This window comes from Arthrobacter sp. K5 (genome assembly GCF_040448525.1).
GTDB classification, from domain to species: domain Bacteria; phylum Actinomycetota; class Actinomycetes; order Actinomycetales; family Micrococcaceae; genus Arthrobacter; species Arthrobacter globiformis.
Genome location: NZ_CP159279.1, coordinates 2069696 through 2086477, shown reverse-complemented (window position 1 = coordinate 2086477; position 16782 = coordinate 2069696). Strand labels below are relative to the sequence as shown.

The following is a 16782-nucleotide window of genomic DNA, read 5'->3' as shown; positions in this document are numbered from 1 at the left end:
CGTGAGCGGTTCACAGAACCGACGGCATCAGGATAGCGCCTGCAGCACCCCCGCAAAAGGTTTAGTGGTTAGTGGCCCGTGGCGGGTCCGTGCACCCTCCTGGTGTCGCGGGACAGCAGCAGGGCCAGCCCGATCATGCCAACACCCAGCAGGAAGTGCAGCCAGTTGTCAGCCGTGTTGATGGGTACGAAGTTCGCCGCGGTCTCGTGGGGAATCAAAAGGCCGTACAGCCAGAGCACCAGGTAGATGACGCCGCCATACAGCAGATAGCTCCTTGCCTGTCCCGGCGTCCGTCCCATGAGCAGGCCGGCCACACCGAAGAGGAGATGGACGATGTTGTGCAGGATCGATACCTGGAAGACGCCCAGAAGCAGGGCGTCGGAGGCGGGACCGGCCATTCCCAGTGCCGCGTAGTTCGTGGTGATACCGGGGATGAACCCTAGGATGCCGACGAGCACGAATACTGCTCCGACAACCTGTGCCGCCCGTTGCAGCCGGGACCTTGCACCGGCCGCGCTGTCCATGGTGGTCATGGCGACTACTCCTTCAAATGGAATTGGGTGAAACGTGAATTGACTGCTTTATGTGGCGAAGCCCGTTTCTGACGGCGCTTAAACCACGGTTTTGTTTCCGCGGCGGCGTCGCCAGATAAAAACGACGAGGAGGGTGATGATCAATACCGCCGCGATAACATACGGGGCGTATTCGAGGCGGTTGGTTTCCGACTCTTCCGGTTCTCCGGTGCCTGGGTTGGCAGGAGGCTCGGACGGGGTTGCAGACGGGGAAGACGTTCCGGTCGGCGCCGGTGTTCCGGCCGCATCGGACGTACCCGCCTGAACCTGCACAGATCTGCCCGCCGGGGCGGCGGACAGTGCCGCGGAACCCGGGGCGGAGGTTGCATAAGACGGCGCGGCGAGAGACAGCCCGGCACTGGCAAGGGCAAGGATGGCGGTGATAGTAGCGAGCAGTCTGCGCATAAGCTCTCCTGCGGTTGTCTGATGCCGGCATAAATATAGTAAGCATGATTAGTATCTCAAGATAAGAACCATTTGTAACCAGTGCTGCCGCTAATAACTTGCCCGCCGGGTTAGAACCGGCGGAAGGTTATCTGTACAAAACTCCGGGGCCTCGTTCAGGTCGACGGGCCTCGTTCAGTCCGGCACTGGTTTAGTCCGGCACTTCCATTTGGAACCCGCAGGCGCACCGCAGCAGCCGGGTGGGCAGGTGCACGTCATGGATGGTGCGGCGCCGGCCGAGCTCGGTGCCGTAGATGCTGCTGGTTCCCGAGCTGACCGAGGCCATCGGCGTTCCGCAGTGGAAGTATTCGCCGCCGAACTGCAGCACACCCATCATCTGGCCATGCCGGTTCAGTACGCCTGCCACGTCGTGGACTCCGGCCGGGTGGGCGTAGAACTGGTCGCATTCAACACAGGTGTACGAGACGTCCACCATGCCGTCCCGAGGGGGATGCAGGGCCTCGATCGATTCGACGATCAGGTGTTCGTCCGTCTGGCACTGGGAACACCACAAGGGGTCGCCGGAGGGGCGCTGCGCTTCGCCGGGAAGGTGGGCGTTGGAGATGGTCGTCATTGACGTGCTCCTGGATAGGGGGCATCGGCGCCCTGCTGCTTGAGCTCAGTCCCACGCTTAAAATACTCCCGGGCCGCCGCGCCGGGCAATAGTACCCCGACCTGGCCGGGATGCCGCCGGAACAGCCGGCCGCCCGCCGTCGTAAACGCTGGATTCCCTGCCTTGGCGGCCCGAAAAGCGGGAGGAAAAAACGGTGCCGGAGCCCTTGTGGCCGGCCCGGGCCGGTGCTATAAAACATCTACAGCCAGCCGACGTGGCTGGCGGTGAACGGGAGGACCCGGGGCAATTTGGCTGCCAGAGGGGCGGTTAGCCCGGGAGCACGCCACCGCGCCAAATAGCGCACGGCAGCAGCATCCGGATCCTCTCGCGGACGGTCTCCGGCTCAACGAGCGGAGGCCGTCCCTTCGTATGCGCCCGTTTGTCCGGGGGCGGTAACCGGGTCCTGCTATGGACCGGCCCTGCAGTCAATGCGGACTGCTGACAGCCGGGCACCAATTAGTTACGCTTGTCACACAGGTCTCCTTGTTGTACGCGGGGTTTAACGCCCCGCGTGCGTCCGTATTGCGGACACCGTGTGGCAGGAGCGCCAGGTGAATAGGACCAGAGGCCAAGTCAGGGCGGGCGTTCTGGCGGCGGTGTTCTTGGCAGCGGTCTTTATGGTGTCCTGCACGCAGGGCAATGGTCAGCCACCCACGCCCGCCCCGGACGTCGACCACCACAACATCACCGTCTGGACTACCGAGACGCTTCCGGACCGCATTGCCAAGCTGCACGTCGTCATCGGGGATTTCACCGCTGCCACCGGAGTGAAGGCTGACCTCGTGACCGTTCCTTCGCACCGCTTCAACCAGGTCCTGACGTCGTCCGCCGCCTCCGGTGACCTTCCGGACGTGATGGCTTCGCTGTCGCTGGGGCAGGTCCGGACCATGGCAGCCGCCGGCCACGTCGACTTCAAGACCAACGAAGCCATTGTGCAAAGCCTCGGGGAGCAAACGTGGGCCGCCCGGGCGCTGGAACTGACGCGCGACAATGGCCAGCAGCTGGCCGTTCCGGGCGCCGCCTGGCACCAGCTGATCTACTACCGCAAGGACCTCTTCGCCCAGGCCGGGTTGAGGGCACCCCGGACGTACGCGGACATTGTTGCCGCGGCCAGGAAGCTGGATTCCCCGGAGCTGGCGGGCATTGTCGCGGCCAACAAGACTGGCCAGGCCTTCACGCAGCAGTCGTTTGAACACGTTGCGCTGGGCAACGGCTGCGAGATGGTGGATGCCAAGGCAGGCATTACGTTCGACAGTCCCCAGTGCGTGGCGGCGCTCGGATTCTACGGCGACCTGCTCAAGAACTATTCCGTGCCCGGCATACAAGACATTGATACAGTGCGGTCCGCCTACTTCGCCGGCAAGGCCGCCATGGCCATCTGGCCGACGAACATGCTGGACGAGCTGGCCGGCACGAGGACCGATGCGCGGCCCAGCTGCCCCGAATGCGCCAAGGACCCGCTCTTCCTGGCGCGGAACACCGGAGTGGTCGGCAGCCTCCGAGGGCCGGACGGGCAACAGCCGGCGCACTTCGGCGAAGTGATCTCCTGGACCGTGACGGCTGATTCCGATGCCGAACCCGCCCGCCGCTTCGTGGAGTACTTCCTGACCGACGGCTACGCCGACTGGCTCGCGATTGCCCCGGAGGAACGTGTTCCTGTGCGTTCGGGCAGCACCGCGAACCCGTCCGAGTATGCGGATGCCTGGATGTCCACCCCCGTGGCAGCGGGCAGGACGGAGCGGTTCGGCAGCGTTTATGCCAAGGACGTTCTCTCCACCCTGCTGCAGGGGTCCAACGACCTGAAACACTGGGGCATTGTCCAGGGCCACGGCGACCTGGCCAGCGCTGCGATGGCCGAGTTGCCCATCGCCAAGGCCGTTAGCGACGTTGCAGCGGGCCGGGCCCAGCCGCAGGCCGCAGCCACCAAGGCTGCCGCTTCGCTCCGGTCCATCCTGAAGTCGCTGAAGTGAGCCGCTGGCTAGCGAAGACCGGGACCGCCTCCAGCCAGGTCGCCTACGTGGCCAGTTCCATCATGAGGGGCGGCAGTTCGTCGGCCAGTTCCCGCGCCAGGTAGCCGAGGCTGCCCACCCGGCTGGCGAGCCTGTCGCCGGCTGCGGCGTGCAGGTGAGTGCCCCAACAGGCGGCCTGGGCGTCGCTGGTGCCTCGGGCCCGAAGCCCTGCGATGGCGCCGGCAAGAATGTCGCCGCTGCCGGAAGTTCCCAGCCCGCCGTAGCCGGTGGTGACTTCCCAGTGGTCTCCGGTCGCCGGGAAATCAGCGGCGGACGAGCCGCCGGCGGACGAGCCGCTGTCGGGAGAGCCGCCGTCGGGGTTGCCGACGGCGGGTGGCCCGGCAATCATGCCCTGGCAGCTCACCACCGCGCGGTACTTCCCGGCGAGTTCGACGACGTCGGCCGCCAGGTCGCGCGTGTCCCGGCCCAGCAGGATCGCGGCCTCGGTGGGGTTTGGCGTGAGAATCAGCCGGCCCGCCCACGGGCCCAGCTCATCGGCCAGCCGGGGGAGGGCGCCCAGGGCGTAGGCATCGAGCACCACCGTCGGGGCGGCATTCTGTCCCGGGCCCTTGGCGGCGTCATGCCGCAGCAGCCCGCGGAGCAGCGCCTCGGTCTGCCCGATGTCGTCCAGTCCGGGGCCGATCAGCACGGCGTCTGCGGCATCGAAGTCCCCGAGCAGGTTTTCGAGCCCGGCATCGCCGACGGAACCGCCTGCGGATTGAGGCAGGCCGATCACTCCCGCCTCCGGCAGCGTCACGGCCAGCTGGACAGCCACCGACTCCGCCACAGCCAGGGTTACCCGGCCAGCTCCGGCACGAAGTGCTGCCGTACCGGCGAGCAACGCGGCTCCCGGAGTGCGCCGGCCGCCGCCGACGACCAGCACCGCGCCGCGGGAGTACTTGTCGGACCCCGCGGAGGGCAGCGGCCAGCTGCGCAGGAGCGTTGGCGTGATCAGGGTCGCGGCAGTGTTGGCGGAGTCTTTGGCTGCAGTGTTGGCGGGCTCAGCGCGGGTGGACATCGGCGTCCCCGGCGTGTTCGGTCACTTCGACGCCCTGCTCCATAAGGTGGTCTGCCACGTTGAAACTCTCCAGCGTCCACGGGCCAACACCCTCCGGCCGCACGTAGCGGGTCATTGAGGCGTTCAGGACCGGAGTGCCGGCTGCCACGTCCAGGAGCTCCCGTTCGGACATACCCTCAAGGATGTAACGGAACAGCATGACGACGGCGTCGTGGCACACCAGCATCACGCGGTGGCCGCTGCCCAGCGCGTTCAGTTCCCCGATCACGGAACGGAGCCGCAGCGCCACGTCCGCCCACGATTCCCCGCCCGGCGGACGGTAATAGAACTTGCCCAGCCACCGCCGTCGTTCTGCCTCCTGGGGAAGCCGGGTTTCCACCCCAAAAGCGGTCAGCATGTCCAGGATGCCCAGCTCCCGGTCGCGGAGACGCTCGTCCGAGCGGACGGGGACGGGCCAGCCCGCCGTTTCCACGGCGATCTCTGCCGTCTGGTAGGCGCGCATGTACGGGGAGGAGATGACGACGTCGGGCCGCCGGTTCTCGGGAACAGCCGCCAGCGCGCGGCCCAGTGCCGTCACCTGCTCCCGTCCGGTGGAGGAAAGCTCGACGTCGGCATCACGGGCTGGGACCGCGATCACCTCGGCGCCGGAAACCGTGGCATCGGTGGCGGCCACGTTGCCCTGGCTCTCGCCGTGCCGGATCAGGATGAGTTCCACGGCGCCGGCTGTCCATGCAGCGGGCACCGGGGCATCCTTGTGCGTTCCCTCAGCGGAGGTTCCGTTTTGTCCCACGATTGCACTCCCGTTCAGCCTAGGCCTGCGAATTTTCCACGTTACTAGTGCCGTACCCGCAATGTCAGCAGAGTAATCACCCGCGGCCCCACCACACGCTCTCTCACCTTTCGTCGCCTTTTTGGGGACGCTCCCTCACGTTTCGTCGCCTTTTTTGGGACGATCCCGCAATTCCCGCAGGAGGAGGTGCGGAAGCGTTGGCCCCGAACCGACAGGAGGTGAGGGAGCGTCCGGTTGTGAACCGACAGGAGGTGAGGGAACGTCCGGTTGCGAACCGACAGGAGGTGAGAGAGCGTCCGGTTGTAAGCCGCAGGAGGTGAGAGAGCGTCAGGGGATGCGTTTGCCGCCCGAACGTTTGAGGAAGAATGCCAGCAGGGCCGCCAGCAGGAGGACGGGCGCCACCCACAGCAGGAAGGCTACCGCCCTGATGGTCGCGCCCGCGATGAAAAACAGCACCGTAACAACTGCGATGATCCAGATCAGCTGTTTCACTGGGTACCCCTCACGCTTTCACTCATCACGCTGGTTACTAAAAGACAAGGGTCACTTCCCCAGCGTCGCGGCGTACTGCCCCAGCCGGTCCTTCCCCAGGGCCGCGCCCACAGCGGCGGTGGCGCCGTAGTCCGGCAGGATGATCGACTGTCCGTCGGTACTGGTCCCAAATCCCGCCGTCGGAAGTGTGAAGAACACCGCGTCCTGCATCCGGACATTCCGCAGGCTGTACACGAGGCTGGCCAGCGCGGTCGCGTTCAGTCCCTTGTCCACGGTGATGTACTTTGCCGCCGTGTTGACCAGCTTGTACAGCGTCACCGGGTTGGTCAGGGTGCGAGCGGATAGCAGCTTGGCCAGGGTGGAGCGCAGGAACAGCTGCTGGTTCGCGACCCGGCGGTAGTCGCCGTCAACAAACGCGTAGCGCTCGCGGACGAACTCGAGGGCGCGCTGGCCCTTAAGCCGGTTCACACCTGCCGGAAAATGCTGCCGGGTGTCGTGGGTGGACGTGAAGGCCTCCGGATTGTTGACGTCCACGCCGCCGAGCGCCTCGGTGATGCCCCTGAAACCTTCGAAGTCGATCATGACGGCGTGCTGGATCTTCTGCCCGAACAGGGACTCCACGGTCTTTACGGCAAGCGGCATACCGCCCTGCTCAAGCGAGGCGTTGATCTTGGCTTCGCCGTACCCGGGGATCGGAACCCAGAGGTCGCGCATGAGCGAGATGCCGTAGGCGTGCTTCCCGTCGGCCGCAAGATGCACCAGCATGAGGACGTCCGCGCGCTGGTTCGGCAGGCCGTTCGGCGCCGGGGCGTCGCCCTCGCGGTGGTCGCTGCCAATCAGCAGGATGTTCATGGGCAGCGGAGGCGGCGGGGGCGGCTTCACCGGTTTGGGGGCCGGCTTCTTGGTGGGCGAGGGCTTGGTGGTTGCGGTCTGTGTGGGGCTCTCTGGGACCGCGCTGATCTCCGTCTTGGCGGTCTGGGTATTCCAGATCTGCGCCAGGTTGAACAGAAAGCCGCCGGCCACCAGGGCAATCCCGAGCAGCCCTACCAGAACTGCGTTGCGTATGGTCCGCTTGGGTTTGGCGCCGCCATTGGCGCCTGGAGCGGGGTCGCCGTTGCCCCCGGCTCCCGGACTGTTCCGGGATTTCATGATCGGACGGTACCACCAAAAGCCGCCCGAGAGAACGACGGCGGCCGGCCGGTTTAAGAGGGGGCGTTCAGCCGGGCGAAACGAAGGACCGAGATGATCGCCGGGGCCAGTTCGTCTTCCATCTGCCGGTAGTAATCGGCGCTGCGGCGGTAGGGGTCAACGACGTCGTTGTCCGCCGCATCGGGGGCCAGCGCGAGGTGCCGGACGGATGCGGCCCGGGCGGGAAGCTTGCGCCAGAGCTTGGTGTTGGCCGCGAGCCGTTCACCGTTGAGGCCCGCGCCCTGAGGGGCCTGCCCTTCACGCTCCTCCAGAACATCGAGCATCCTGGCGAACTCGCGGATGGTGAAGGTGCGCTTCAGCAGGGAGGCATCCAGCTGGAGCACCTCGCCCCGGTGCCCGGACGTCATGGTGAGGACCAGGTCCACGTTCCGCAAAATCTTGGCCGACAGCTGGCGCGCCGCGAAGCCCTCCGCGGTGCCGCCGAAGGTGCGGATGATGTCCGCGGAGAGCGGCTGGACGGGATCGCCCACCAGGGCACGGGTTCCGGCGCTGCGCACCTCGAAGCCACCGGGAAGCACCTGGTCAAGGCCCGCCTGGAGCAGTCGTTCCGCCACCGGGGAACGGCAGATGTTGCCCGTGCAGACGGTCAGGATTCGGACTGGTGCAGGCGATTCCACGTATTGGCTCTCTCAGGCTGGTGTGCAGGACAGGTCTGTCCCACCGATTCAACTTAACATGTGAGCCGCCCTGCTTTCCGGATGAGCGTGGTGCGCCCTCCCAAACAACTCCCAGCTTTTCTTCATGCTGCTGCCGGGCTGTTGGTGCCAGCATGGAGCGGGGACCGCGAAACGGCGTTGCGCCAGAAGGCAGGATCCAATGAGAGCTGCTCCGATTCACAGGTGGGACCGGCCGGCCGGCCGGAAGTTGCTCCCGGCCGCGCTGGCGGTGGCCCTTACGGGGCTTGCTGCGTGCGGAACCGGACCGCCGTCGCACTCGCCCTTGCCCACAGGGGCGGCAAAGCCGGGGCATGTGTTCGTGATCAACCTGGAAAACAAGTCCTTCCGGGACGTCTGGAACGACAAGTCGGACGCAGGGTACCTGTCCCGGACTCTGCGTCCCCGGGGCGTGCTGCTGAGCCGGTACTACGCGATCGGGCATGCTTCTCTTCCCAACTACATCGCCCAGATCTCGGGGCAGGGGCCAAACCCCGCCACCGAAGGCGACTGCCCGGTCTACGAGGCGTTCAACGGAAGCGGCACAACGCCGCCGGGCCAGGCGCAGGGCAGCGGCTGCGTGTACCCGGCGTCTGTGCAGACGGTTGCCGGCCAGCTGAGCGCGGCCGGGAAAACCTGGAAGGGGTACATGGAGGACATGGGCGCCCCGTGCCTCCATCCGGCGCCGGGCGCCCGGGATTCGAACCATGCAGCGCAGGAAGGCGAGCAGTACGCCACCCGGCACAACCCGTTCGTGTACTTCGCCGGGATCACGTCGTCGCCCGAGTGCCAGGCCAACGACGTCGACTTCTCCCACCTCGACGCCGATCTCAAGACCGTGGCAACCACACCGAACCTGTCCTACATCAGCCCGAACCTGTGCAACGACGGGCACGACAGCCCGTGCGTCGACGGGCAGGAAGGTGGTCTGGCCTCGGCCGATGCATGGCTCCGCAAGCATGTCCCGGAGATTCTGGCGTCCCCGGCGTACAAGCAGGACGGGATGCTGGTCATCACCTTCGACGAGGCGGAGGGAAAGGAAAGCGCGGACGCCGTCCTGCCCGGGGGAGCGGCGGGCGGTCTGATCGGGACGCTGGTGCTGTCACCGCTGGCCAGGGCAGGCACCACCTCGGACCGTTCATACAACCACTACAGCCTGCTGGCCAGCATCGAGGACACGTTCGGCCTGCCCTACCTCGGGTACGCCGCCGCCCCCGGATTGAACCGCTTCGGGTCGGATGTTTTCAGCCGCTGAACCAGCAGGGATGTCAGCAGCGCCGCGGCAACGTGCGCGTACAGCAGCACGTGCAGCGGCTGGGTTGGCACACCGGCCAGCAGCAGACCGGGGCCGGCGAATTGAACGGCGGCCGCATGTCCGTGACCGTCGAGGGTGGTGGACAGCGGACTGGAGAAGAGCGCGAAAGCCCAGTGAATGGTTTGTTGTCCCGCCCCAGCCAGCACAAGCAACGCCCAGTTTGGAACACCAATCCGGGTGACCGCCGCACCGGCCAGGCTCAGCAGTGCAGCGGCGGCGACGACGATCGGCACCGCAGGCACGGGATGCCCGGACACGGCGTGGATGACCAGGCCTAGGACAACACTGACGGACCCGAAGAGCCAGCCGGCAACCGCGAACTGCGAGCGACCTCCACGTTGCGCCATGCGCCCATCCTCCATCAGCTTGCCCGCCGGTGCCAGTGCGTCCTAGTAGGCTGGAAATGAGAGTCACCCCGATCTGCCGTAAGGACAGCGTGGAATGGCAGCACTCATGAATGAGCCAGCGAAGAAGGCCGGGCTCCCGAACCGGGAGGACGAATTCGTCCCGCAACGGATTGCCGGCCCGGTGGTGGCCGGCGTCGTGCCCGGGCAACCGCCCGCCGTCGTGCACAGCGCCGCCCGACTGGCCTACTCCCTGAACGTCAAGCTCATCTGCGCCTATGTGGACATCACCTCGTATCTCAGCAACGAGCGGGACGACCAGGACCTGCTCCAGTCGACGGGGGAGGACGGAACCGTTGACGACGTCGAGCAAACCAGTGCCCATCTCAGGGAGCATTTGCAGGCTGTCCTCGGCAAAGCCGGGATCCGGTGGTCGCTTCTGACCCTCGTCGGGGAGCCCGCGCGGGCCCTGGCCCGGCTGGCCGATTCGGCAGATGCCTCGGTCATTGTGGTGGGCACGCGTGAAGGCAGGGTGGGCGCCCGGCTGGAGCAGTTGCTGCTTGGCTCGGTGGCCGTCCATCTCACGCACCGGCAGGCCCGGCCGGTGGTTGTTGTTCCGCTCGCCCCGCAGAGACGGCACCGCCCAAAGGAAGACGGCTGACAACATTCCGACGCGGCTGACGGTCCAAACCACGGACACCATCCACCCACACAAGATGAAAGCGAGGGACTTCATATGGCCGACCTGATCGATTTTTTGGAAGCGCGGATCGCCGAGGACGAGGCGGATGCCCGGAAGGGACTGGAATTGGAAGGATCGGCGGGACCCGTCGTCGGCTGGTTCAATCCCGGACGAGTGCTTTCAGAATGTGCAGCCAAACGGAAGATCCTGGGCAATGTCCCTTTGGTCACCGATGTTCCCACCGCTATCGGCTCGACGAGCGAGTACGTCCTGATGTCCCTCGCCGCCGTCTACAAGGACCATCCGGATTACCAGGAAGGCTGGGCTGTCGACGGGCTGTGATGCTCGACGGCGGGTCCCGGTACCTGTGGGCCGGCGGCTCCGCCGCCCGGCGCTAGCCCGTGGTGCCCGTGTCGTCGTGCGCCGAGCCCACGGGCTTGGACTCCGGTGAGCCGCGCTGGCGCAGGTAGATCGACAGGACAACCATGGAACCGACGGCAAGGAATTCGGACTGCCAGTTCTGCAGGGTGCGGTTCCAGAACTCCGGCGAGACGATGTACTCCGCCCAGCTGACGGGCTGCTGGAAGTTCTGGATCTGCTCCTGGTTGTAGTTGCTGTTCCCGGCGATTGACTGCACCAGCCACGACAGAAGAAATATCAGCCCCATCGTCAGTCCCAGCGAGTTCGAGAACAGGGTGCGCCGCCAGCCGGAGACACGGGCCCACTTCGGGGACCTGGCATTGCTGTACTCGCCCACCAGTTGGTCCTTGTCCGACTCCGGTCCGGTCTCGTTGAGCTGCTTGGACTCGGGGGACCCCTTCTGGACCAGCCAGATTGTGGCGAAAATGTACAGCAGGAACTGCAGGTACTCGGACTGCCAGTTTTCGGAGACGTCGACTGCGAAGTTCGACGACGTCAGGTACTGTCCGAGGCTGATTTCCTCCAGTCCGGAGGCCACCTGCTCCTCATTGAAGAGGGCATGGCCTGTCAGCGCCTGGCCAAGGAGTGCCAGCAGGAATATGGTGCCGAAGAAGAGGCTGAGGCCGTTGTTTCTGAGTGCTTTTTTCACGGTCCGCCTATCCCCGGACAAGCCCGACGGCGGCCATGTAGGCCAGTCCGCCGAAGATCAGGATGAGGTACAGGGCAAAGCTCCAGCGCATGCTATTTGCCTCCTACTTCGCACGTGTACGGCGCTTCTTCGCCGTTGGGGGTGCAGCCTGCGCCTGTAATTCTCCAGCCGGCATTGGAGGCGGCCAGGAAGACAGTGTCGTGTTCGAATTCGACGAAGGCGTCACGGCCGAACTGCTCGGTGCTCAGCAGCCTCCCTGCGTCCGGCATTTTCGCCTTCTCCAGCTGGCTCTCGCAGGTGCCGGCATCACTGGTACGCGCCGTCTCCTCCCGCGTTTTGGACTGGAGCAGCGAGCACGCCGCCGTCATGTCGGAGCCGGCCACGTCCCGTTGGAACGCTTCGGCTGCTTCTGCGGCCCCCGTCCCGTCGGCGGCGCACCCCGACAGTACGCTTCCCGAGAGCGCGAGCAGGGCGAGGAGACCAAGCCGCAGACTCCCGACGCCCCTAGGCGTCTTCACGTTCCTGGTTTTCTGGCCGAATGAAGATGTTGCTCGCTGCAATTCCTCCTCCTCGTGCAGGGACGGCACCAATTACTAAGGTTGCTTATTGTGTAGCCTGTGCCCGCAGCGCCGTCAAGTGGCACGCCTGCAGGGCGCTCGCCCAGGGCCGGACACTGTGCAGGACCTGACACTGTGCGGGATCAGTCCGTGCCGGAATTGCCCAGTTCGTAGATTGCATGGTCAAGCAGGTCCCGCTGGATGGGGCGGAGCATGTATGAGCCGTGGAGGTAGGCGTAAATTTCCATTGCCCCGGCCTGCATGGCTTCCCTTCGTTCAGTTGGAACCGTCCCAGGAGGGCCCCTTACACGCCGGACCGCTACATCCGTATCCCACGGGTGTAGCGGTCCGGTGATGTCGCAGGGCCAGGCTCAGGCCCGGTCAGGTGTTCTGGACGTGGGTTTTGGCGTCGGTGGCGGTTGCTTTGACATCGGTGGCGGCGGTTTGGCTTTCTTCCTTGACGTGCTGGGCGGCGTCGGTGGCGGTGGCTTTGACGTTTTCCATGGCGTCCTGGGCGGGTTCCTTCCAGCCCTGGGCCATGTCTTTGGCGGCCTCGGTGAGCTGGGTGGTGACCGGTTCGGCGGCGGTCTTGAGGGCGTCGGCGGCTTCGCGTTCCTTCTCGCTTGGGGGGATGAGTGAGGAGACGAGCAGGCCGGCGCCGAACGCGATGAGGCCCGCGGCGAGGGGATTGCCCTGCGTTTTGGTTTTGACCTGGTGGGGTGCGTCGGCGATCGCTTCGCCGGCGTCGTGGAGGGCGTTCCCGGCGGTGTCGGTGGCCTGGTGGACCCCGCCCGCGGTGGTGTGGGTGGTGTGTTCTGCGGTGCCCATGACTTTCTCCTTTACGCCGAAGACGGCGTCGCGGACCTTGTCGGTTTGCCGGTGGACGATGTTGGAGGGGGTGACCTTGTCGGCGACGGCGTCGACGTTGGTGCCGAGGCGGGCGCGGGTGGCTTCGATGTCGGCGCGGATGGCGTCCGGGTTCTCACTCATCGGTGGTCTCCGTTCGGTTTGAGGGTGGGCGGGATTTCCCTGGCTGTTTCGACGGTTTGGGGCATGCCTTTGATGGCTTTAAGTTCCTTGCGTCCCACGCTGGCCAGGATCGCGGCGATGATGGCCCAGAGGACGGCGACGACGACGGCGGACCAGCCCAGGCCCATCAGCTCGCCGAGGGCGTACCAGAGAGCGACGGAGAGGAACAGGAGCACGAAGTGCCCGGCGACGCCGGCGCCGGCGAGCATGCCGCCGCCCTTGCCGGCGCGGGTGCCGGACTGTTTCAGTTCGGCTTTGGCGAGTTCAATTTCCTGCCGGATCAGGGTGGACAGGTCCCGGGTGACCTCGCCGAGGAGGTCACCGAGAGAGGTGGTGTCGGCCTTCGCGTGCGCGGCCGTGGACGGGGTATCAGGGATCTGGCTGCTCACAGGGGACGACCTCCACCCTCGGTATACGGATCCTCGGGGTCACGCAGCGGAACGCCTGCCGAACCCGGCGCGTCAAAGCCGGGGCGGGCCGGCTCGCCGTACACGGTTTCCGCGTAGGTGGTCGGGGTCGCCTGCGGTGCGTCGTAGAGCGGGGCGGCCGTGATACTGCTTTCCGTCACTGGCGGCTGGACGGGGTATTGGGGGAGCGTCCCGCTGGTGGATCCCGCGCCGGTTCCGGCTGCGGGGGCGCCGGCCTGCAGGCTGCGGCCGAGTCGTCCGGCGAGCAGGCCTGCCCCTGCTGCGAGGAGCAGGAAGGTGCCGGGGCGCTGCCGGGCGAAGGACTTGGCCTCGTTCAGCAGTGAGCCCGGATCCCGGTTGTCCAGCCAGGACGCGACCGATGCGGAGCGGTCGGCGGCCTGCCGGATCAGGTCCGCGGCCACGCCCTGCTGGTCCGGCGCGTCGGCCATGGTGCGCAGCTGCGAGGAGATGCTGCGGATGCCTTCGGCGGCCTTGGCCTGCTGGGTGCCGGCCTGGCTGGTCAGGTCCGATTTTGCCTGGTGCAGCAGATCCCGGGCACTGTTCTTGGCTTCAGACGCGACGTTCGCTGCCTCGGCCTTGGCTGTCTCGGCCACGTTCTGGGCGGCGCCGGCGGCCTGGCCGGCCACGTTTGCGGCTTCGTCTTTCGCCACGTCCTTCTTCGAAGACGCATTATCCCGGTAGCCGGTGGTGCCCGCATAGTCAGGGGTTCCCACGGCGGTGGTGTCATAGCCGGTGCCCGTTCCGGTGGTGCCATAGCCCGTGGTGCCCGAGCCGGTCGTGCCCAGACGCGTGGTCTCCGCTTCGGTGCCGAATGGGTTCTCGGTCATCATTGCTCTCTTTCCTTTAAGGGTTAGCTGCTGCTGATGAACCAGCACTGAGCAATAGTAAGCATGATTACCATCGGATAGTAAGTACACTTCCTACATGAGGGGCAAAAAGGTGAGGAGCGTTGGGTTTGAGGCGGCAGGATCGGCGGAGAACGGGGCCGAACGTATGCTTGAAAGATGAGCGCTACAGCCGCATCAACCGTCGCCTTCGAAAGCCGCTTCGCCACGGAGCTCCCCGAGATGGCCATTCCCTGGAAGGCGGAGGTGGTTCCTGACCCGCGGCTGCTGGTCCTGAACGAACCGCTTGCTGCCGAGCTGGGCTTTGACCCGGAATTCCTGGAGGGCCCGGAAGGACTCCCTCTGCTGATCGGCAATGCAGTGCCCGACGGCGCCACTCCCGTTGCGCAGGCATACTCCGGTCACCAGTTTGGCTGGTTTGCGCCGAGGCTGGGCGACGGCCGTGCGCTCCTGCTCGGCGAGATTCTCGACGCCGACGGCCGCCTCCGTGACGTCCACCTGAAAGGCTCCGGCCGCACACCGTTCGCGCGGGGAGGCGACGGCTTTGCCGTCGTGGGGCCGATGCTGCGTGAGTATGTGGTGAGCGAGGCCATGCACGCCCTGGGCATCCCGACCACGCGGTCCCTCGCAGTCGTGGCCACCGAGCGCTCCGTCCAACGGGAGACGGCGCTGCCGGGGGCGGTGCTGACGCGTGTCGCGAGCAGCCATCTGCGCGTGGGGAGTTTCCAGTATGCCCGGGTCGCCGGCGACATCGGACTCCTGCGCCGCCTGGCCGACCACGCGATCGCCCGCCACTATCCCGCTGCGGCGGAGGCGGACAATCCCTACCTCGCCATGTTCGAGGCCGTGACCGCTGCCCAGGCCTCCCTGGTTGCCCAGTGGATGCTGGTGGGCTTCATCCACGGCGTCATGAACACGGACAACATGGCCATCTCGGGAGAGACCATCGACTACGGCCCCTGCGCCTTCATGGACGAGTTCGACCCCGCCGCCGTCTACAGTTCGATCGACGAGAACGGCCGCTACGCCTACGCGAACCAGCCGGTGGTGGCGGAGTGGAACCTGACCCGGCTGGCGGAGGCGCTCCTTCCACTGTTCGACGACGACGAGGAGCGCGCGGTCGCGCTGGCGCAGGATGCCCTCGGCGCTTTCCGCCAGCAGTACAGTGCTGCCTGGCTGGCCGGCATGAAGGCGAAGCTCGGGCTGGACAGCAGCCTTGCCGATGATGTGGCTTCGCCGTTGATTGACGAAGTACTCGGGATTCTGCAGGAGGGTCGCGTCGACTACACGTCGTTCTTCCGCCGTCTCGGGGCGGCAGCCCGCGGCAAGGATGAGCCCGCACGGAACATGTTCCCCGAACCGGACGCATTCCCGGCCTGGGCGGAGCGCTGGCAGGCCCTGCATCCGGACGCTGACATGATGGACCGGGTCAACCCGGCGTATGTGCCCCGCAACCACCTTGTTGAGGAGGCACTCGATGCTGCGACCGACGGTGACCTTGAGCCGCTCCGGCGATTGCTCGAAGTGGTGACGGACCCGTATAACGAGCGTCCCGGCGTCGAACGTTATGCAGCTGCTGCGCCGGAAAGCTTTGGCCCCTACAGGACCTTCTGCGGAACCTGAGTGGGTTAGCTGGCGCCGGGGTGCACCAGCGTGTCGGGATCCAGCTCGCTCGCCGGCGCGTCGGACAGCCCCTGGGGCGTAAGGTCCAGGTCGTCCAAAGCGGTCATGGCTGCAATCGGGGCGGCGTTCAACCCGGCGCCCGGGGCGATGGTGTTAGTCATGGTTCTTTGTCTCCTGAGGTGAGCGGGGCGGTGCATTGTGTGCTGACTCGCTATTTTCCTTGGAAACATTGCGCGTGCCAAAGTTGCGCGGGGAGGGCGATTGGTGTAGCCGGAACCGGATCGTGCCAGTCCCGGGCACGCGGAGTGAGGAAATGGACGAGGCCGGCACCCCCTCGTCTGCAGGCGGTTACGGCCAGGGCGGAGGCAGCTTTGTGACGGTCGGTTACGGGCGAGCAGCGGCCGCCCACACTTCGCGCCCTAAGGATTAGTGCTTGACGGGCCCGCATCGCTGGGTCAGACTCGTGATTGAGGAATTGATGAATTTATAGTTTCTTCAATCCTCTCCATTGGGGGCCCTCTGCTCTGATGCGCAGAGGGACCGGAGCGCCGCAGGGCAGTGGGACCTTCCCACCGGCCGGGGGCCGCGGAATAGGCGGAAAGGGGCCGGAACAGCGTGGTTCCGACCCCATTCCGGTTAATACTGCTCCGGAGCTACGGGCGTTCGAAGAGGCTCAGAATATTGCCCTCGCTGTCCAGGAACCAGGCGGCTTTGCCCGCGTCCGAGGTCGCAATGCCGTTCTCAGTCTTCAGTCCCGGAAAATCGTATTCTTCGAACACGACGCCGCGGCTGCGCAAGTCCTGAACGTCCCGCTCGACGTCGTCCGTCACCCAGCCCATCTGGGTGTTTCTTGCGGTACCCGCGTTGTCAGTCTGGTACAGCAGGAACCTCGTCCCGTTGCCGCACTGGAACATCAGGTTGTCGTCCCCGGGTTCCATGGGCTCCAGTCCCAGCTTGTCCCGGTAAAAATCCTTCGCCCTGTTCATGTCCTTCGCCGGAAGGACAGCCGCGACTTCTGTGTCTCTGAGCATGACAGTTCACTCCTCGTTGAGTTGATGGCGATGGTCCCCCTGTTCGGTGCCGGGAACGG

21 protein-coding genes are annotated in these 16782 nt (G+C 65.9%); 5 read left to right on the top strand and 16 right to left on the bottom strand.

What is annotated here, in order from left to right:
* Nucleotides 1-68 precede the first annotated feature (68 nt).
* The 3 genes from ABRP34_RS09400 to ABRP34_RS09390 form a co-directional block, all read right to left on the bottom strand.
* Nucleotides 69-533: a DUF4383 domain-containing protein gene (locus ABRP34_RS09400; protein WP_353713023.1), complete on the bottom strand. Its 465-nt coding sequence runs from the start codon at nucleotides 531-533 to the stop codon at nucleotides 69-71.
* 78 nt (nucleotides 534-611) lie between these two features.
* Nucleotides 612-977 carry a hypothetical protein gene (locus ABRP34_RS09395; protein ID WP_003797619.1) on the bottom strand — a complete coding sequence of 122 codons (366 nt, stop codon included), beginning with the start codon at nucleotides 975-977 and terminating at the stop codon, nucleotides 612-614.
* A gap of 190 nt (nucleotides 978-1167) precedes the next feature.
* Nucleotides 1168-1590: a hypothetical protein gene (locus ABRP34_RS09390; protein WP_353713022.1), complete on the bottom strand. Its 423-nt coding sequence runs from the start codon at nucleotides 1588-1590 to the stop codon at nucleotides 1168-1170.
* Nucleotides 1591-2180: 590 nt separating this feature from the next.
* Between ABRP34_RS09390 and ABRP34_RS09385 the strand changes: the two genes are divergently transcribed.
* Nucleotides 2181-3599 carry an extracellular solute-binding protein gene (locus tag ABRP34_RS09385; RefSeq protein ID WP_353713021.1) on the top strand — a complete coding sequence of 473 codons (1419 nt, stop codon included), beginning with the start codon at nucleotides 2181-2183 and terminating at the stop codon, nucleotides 3597-3599.
* 43 nt (nucleotides 3600-3642) lie between these two features.
* Here ABRP34_RS09385 and ABRP34_RS09380 read toward each other — a convergent pair whose 3' ends face one another.
* From ABRP34_RS09380 to ABRP34_RS09360, 5 genes are all read right to left on the bottom strand, one after another.
* Nucleotides 3643-4656: an ADP/ATP-dependent (S)-NAD(P)H-hydrate dehydratase gene (locus tag ABRP34_RS09380; protein WP_353713020.1), complete on the bottom strand. Its 1014-nt coding sequence runs from the start codon at nucleotides 4654-4656 to the stop codon at nucleotides 3643-3645.
* On the bottom strand, nucleotides 4640-5398 hold the full coding sequence (locus ABRP34_RS09375) for a histidine phosphatase family protein (RefSeq protein ID WP_353713019.1): 759 nt from the start codon (nucleotides 5396-5398) through the stop codon (nucleotides 4640-4642). The genes ABRP34_RS09380 and ABRP34_RS09375 overlap by 17 nt, the downstream gene beginning before the upstream one ends.
* A gap of 375 nt (nucleotides 5399-5773) precedes the next feature.
* The gene (locus ABRP34_RS09370; protein ID WP_353713018.1) at nucleotides 5774-5938 is read right to left on the bottom strand and encodes a hypothetical protein; all 165 of its coding nucleotides are present in this window, start codon (nucleotides 5936-5938) and stop codon (nucleotides 5774-5776) included.
* Between the two features lie 51 nt (nucleotides 5939-5989).
* The gene (locus ABRP34_RS09365; RefSeq protein ID WP_353713017.1) at nucleotides 5990-7087 is read right to left on the bottom strand and encodes an LCP family protein; all 1098 of its coding nucleotides are present in this window, start codon (nucleotides 7085-7087) and stop codon (nucleotides 5990-5992) included.
* Between the two features lie 53 nt (nucleotides 7088-7140).
* Entirely contained in the window at nucleotides 7141-7764 is a 624-nt protein-coding gene (locus ABRP34_RS09360) for a protein-tyrosine-phosphatase (RefSeq protein ID WP_003797604.1), read from the bottom strand.
* A 358-nt stretch (nucleotides 7765-8122) separates the two neighbouring features.
* On the opposite strand from ABRP34_RS09360, the gene ABRP34_RS09355 reads away from it, so the two are divergent.
* Entirely contained in the window at nucleotides 8123-9055 is a 933-nt protein-coding gene (locus ABRP34_RS09355; RefSeq protein ID WP_353713016.1) for an alkaline phosphatase family protein, read from the top strand.
* Here ABRP34_RS09355 and ABRP34_RS09350 read toward each other — a convergent pair.
* Nucleotides 8992-9462, bottom strand: a complete 471-nt coding sequence (locus ABRP34_RS09350) for a hypothetical protein (protein ID WP_353713015.1) — start codon at nucleotides 9460-9462, stop codon at nucleotides 8992-8994. The genes ABRP34_RS09355 and ABRP34_RS09350 overlap by 64 nt on opposite strands.
* Before the next feature lie 106 nt (nucleotides 9463-9568).
* On the opposite strand from ABRP34_RS09350, the gene ABRP34_RS09345 reads away from it, so the two are divergent.
* Nucleotides 9569-10120: a universal stress protein gene (locus tag ABRP34_RS09345; RefSeq protein ID WP_139023211.1), complete on the top strand. Its 552-nt coding sequence runs from the start codon at nucleotides 9569-9571 to the stop codon at nucleotides 10118-10120.
* Between the two features lie 75 nt (nucleotides 10121-10195).
* Entirely contained in the window at nucleotides 10196-10483 is a 288-nt protein-coding gene (locus tag ABRP34_RS09340; protein ID WP_353713014.1) for a DUF6221 family protein, read from the top strand.
* Nucleotides 10484-10535: 52 nt separating this feature from the next.
* On the opposite strand, the gene ABRP34_RS09335 is transcribed toward ABRP34_RS09340, so the two are convergent.
* The 5 genes from ABRP34_RS09335 to ABRP34_RS09315 all read right to left on the bottom strand — a co-directional run bounded on the left by ABRP34_RS09335 (nucleotide 10536) and on the right by ABRP34_RS09315 (nucleotide 14051).
* Nucleotides 10536-11210 carry a DUF6766 family protein gene (locus ABRP34_RS09335; protein WP_353713013.1) on the bottom strand — a complete coding sequence of 225 codons (675 nt, stop codon included), beginning with the start codon at nucleotides 11208-11210 and terminating at the stop codon, nucleotides 10536-10538.
* A 92-nt stretch (nucleotides 11211-11302) separates the two neighbouring features.
* Nucleotides 11303-11728 (bottom strand): hypothetical protein, encoded by a 426-nt coding sequence (locus ABRP34_RS09330; RefSeq protein WP_353713012.1) that lies wholly within the window; start codon nucleotides 11726-11728, stop codon nucleotides 11303-11305.
* Between the two features lie 420 nt (nucleotides 11729-12148).
* Nucleotides 12149-12757: a DUF3618 domain-containing protein gene (locus ABRP34_RS09325; RefSeq protein ID WP_353711552.1), complete on the bottom strand. Its 609-nt coding sequence runs from the start codon at nucleotides 12755-12757 to the stop codon at nucleotides 12149-12151.
* Nucleotides 12754-13185, bottom strand: a complete 432-nt coding sequence (locus tag ABRP34_RS09320) for a phage holin family protein (protein WP_353713011.1) — start codon at nucleotides 13183-13185, stop codon at nucleotides 12754-12756. Before ABRP34_RS09320 ends, ABRP34_RS09325 begins: the two co-directional genes overlap by 4 nt.
* Nucleotides 13182-14051, bottom strand: coding sequence for a hypothetical protein (locus tag ABRP34_RS09315; protein WP_353713340.1), 870 nt, complete (start codon nucleotides 14049-14051; stop codon nucleotides 13182-13184). Before ABRP34_RS09315 ends, ABRP34_RS09320 begins: the two co-directional genes overlap by 4 nt.
* 177 nt (nucleotides 14052-14228) lie before the next feature.
* On the opposite strand from ABRP34_RS09315, the gene ABRP34_RS09310 reads away from it, so the two are divergent.
* Nucleotides 14229-15692 (top strand): protein adenylyltransferase SelO, encoded by a 1464-nt coding sequence (locus tag ABRP34_RS09310; protein WP_353713010.1) that lies wholly within the window; start codon nucleotides 14229-14231, stop codon nucleotides 15690-15692.
* Nucleotides 15693-15697: 5 nt separating this feature from the next.
* Here the strand turns inward: ABRP34_RS09310 and ABRP34_RS09305 are convergent, their stop codons facing one another.
* Together ABRP34_RS09305 and ABRP34_RS09300 are read right to left on the bottom strand one after the other, a co-directional pair.
* Nucleotides 15698-15853, bottom strand: coding sequence for a hypothetical protein (locus tag ABRP34_RS09305; protein ID WP_003802478.1), 156 nt, complete (start codon nucleotides 15851-15853; stop codon nucleotides 15698-15700).
* A 492-nt stretch (nucleotides 15854-16345) separates the two neighbouring features.
* Nucleotides 16346-16723: a VOC family protein gene (locus ABRP34_RS09300; protein ID WP_003802481.1), complete on the bottom strand. Its 378-nt coding sequence runs from the start codon at nucleotides 16721-16723 to the stop codon at nucleotides 16346-16348.
* Nucleotides 16724-16782: the final 59 nt, after the last annotated feature.

Coding starts and splice junctions, on each gene's coding strand:
- ABRP34_RS09400 (WP_353713023.1), bottom strand. CDS start 533: ATGACCACCATGGACAGCGCGGCCGGTGCAAGGTCCCGGCTGCAACGG.
- ABRP34_RS09395 (WP_003797619.1), bottom strand. CDS start 977: ATGCGCAGACTGCTCGCTACTATCACCGCCATCCTTGCCCTTGCCAGT.
- ABRP34_RS09390 (WP_353713022.1), bottom strand. CDS start 1,590: ATGACGACCATCTCCAACGCCCACCTTCCCGGCGAAGCGCAGCGCCCC.
- ABRP34_RS09380 (WP_353713020.1), bottom strand. CDS start 4,656: ATGTCCACCCGCGCTGAGCCCGCCAACACTGCAGCCAAAGACTCCGCC.
- ABRP34_RS09365 (WP_353713017.1), bottom strand. CDS start 7,087: ATGAAATCCCGGAACAGTCCGGGAGCCGGGGGCAACGGCGACCCCGCT.
- ABRP34_RS09350 (WP_353713015.1), bottom strand. CDS start 9,462: ATGGCGCAACGTGGAGGTCGCTCGCAGTTCGCGGTTGCCGGCTGGCTC.
- ABRP34_RS09345 (WP_139023211.1), top strand. CDS start 9,569: ATGAATGAGCCAGCGAAGAAGGCCGGGCTCCCGAACCGGGAGGACGAA.
- ABRP34_RS09340 (WP_353713014.1), top strand. CDS start 10,196: ATGGCCGACCTGATCGATTTTTTGGAAGCGCGGATCGCCGAGGACGAG.
- ABRP34_RS09325 (WP_353711552.1), bottom strand. CDS start 12,757: ATGAGTGAGAACCCGGACGCCATCCGCGCCGACATCGAAGCCACCCGC.
- ABRP34_RS09315 (WP_353713340.1), bottom strand. CDS start 14,051: ATGACCGAGAACCCATTCGGCACCGAAGCGGAGACCACGCGTCTGGGC.
- ABRP34_RS09310 (WP_353713010.1), top strand. CDS start 14,229: ATGAGCGCTACAGCCGCATCAACCGTCGCCTTCGAAAGCCGCTTCGCC.
- ABRP34_RS09305 (WP_003802478.1), bottom strand. CDS start 15,853: ATGACTAACACCATCGCCCCGGGCGCCGGGTTGAACGCCGCCCCGATT.
- ABRP34_RS09300 (WP_003802481.1), bottom strand. CDS start 16,723: ATGCTCAGAGACACAGAAGTCGCGGCTGTCCTTCCGGCGAAGGACATG.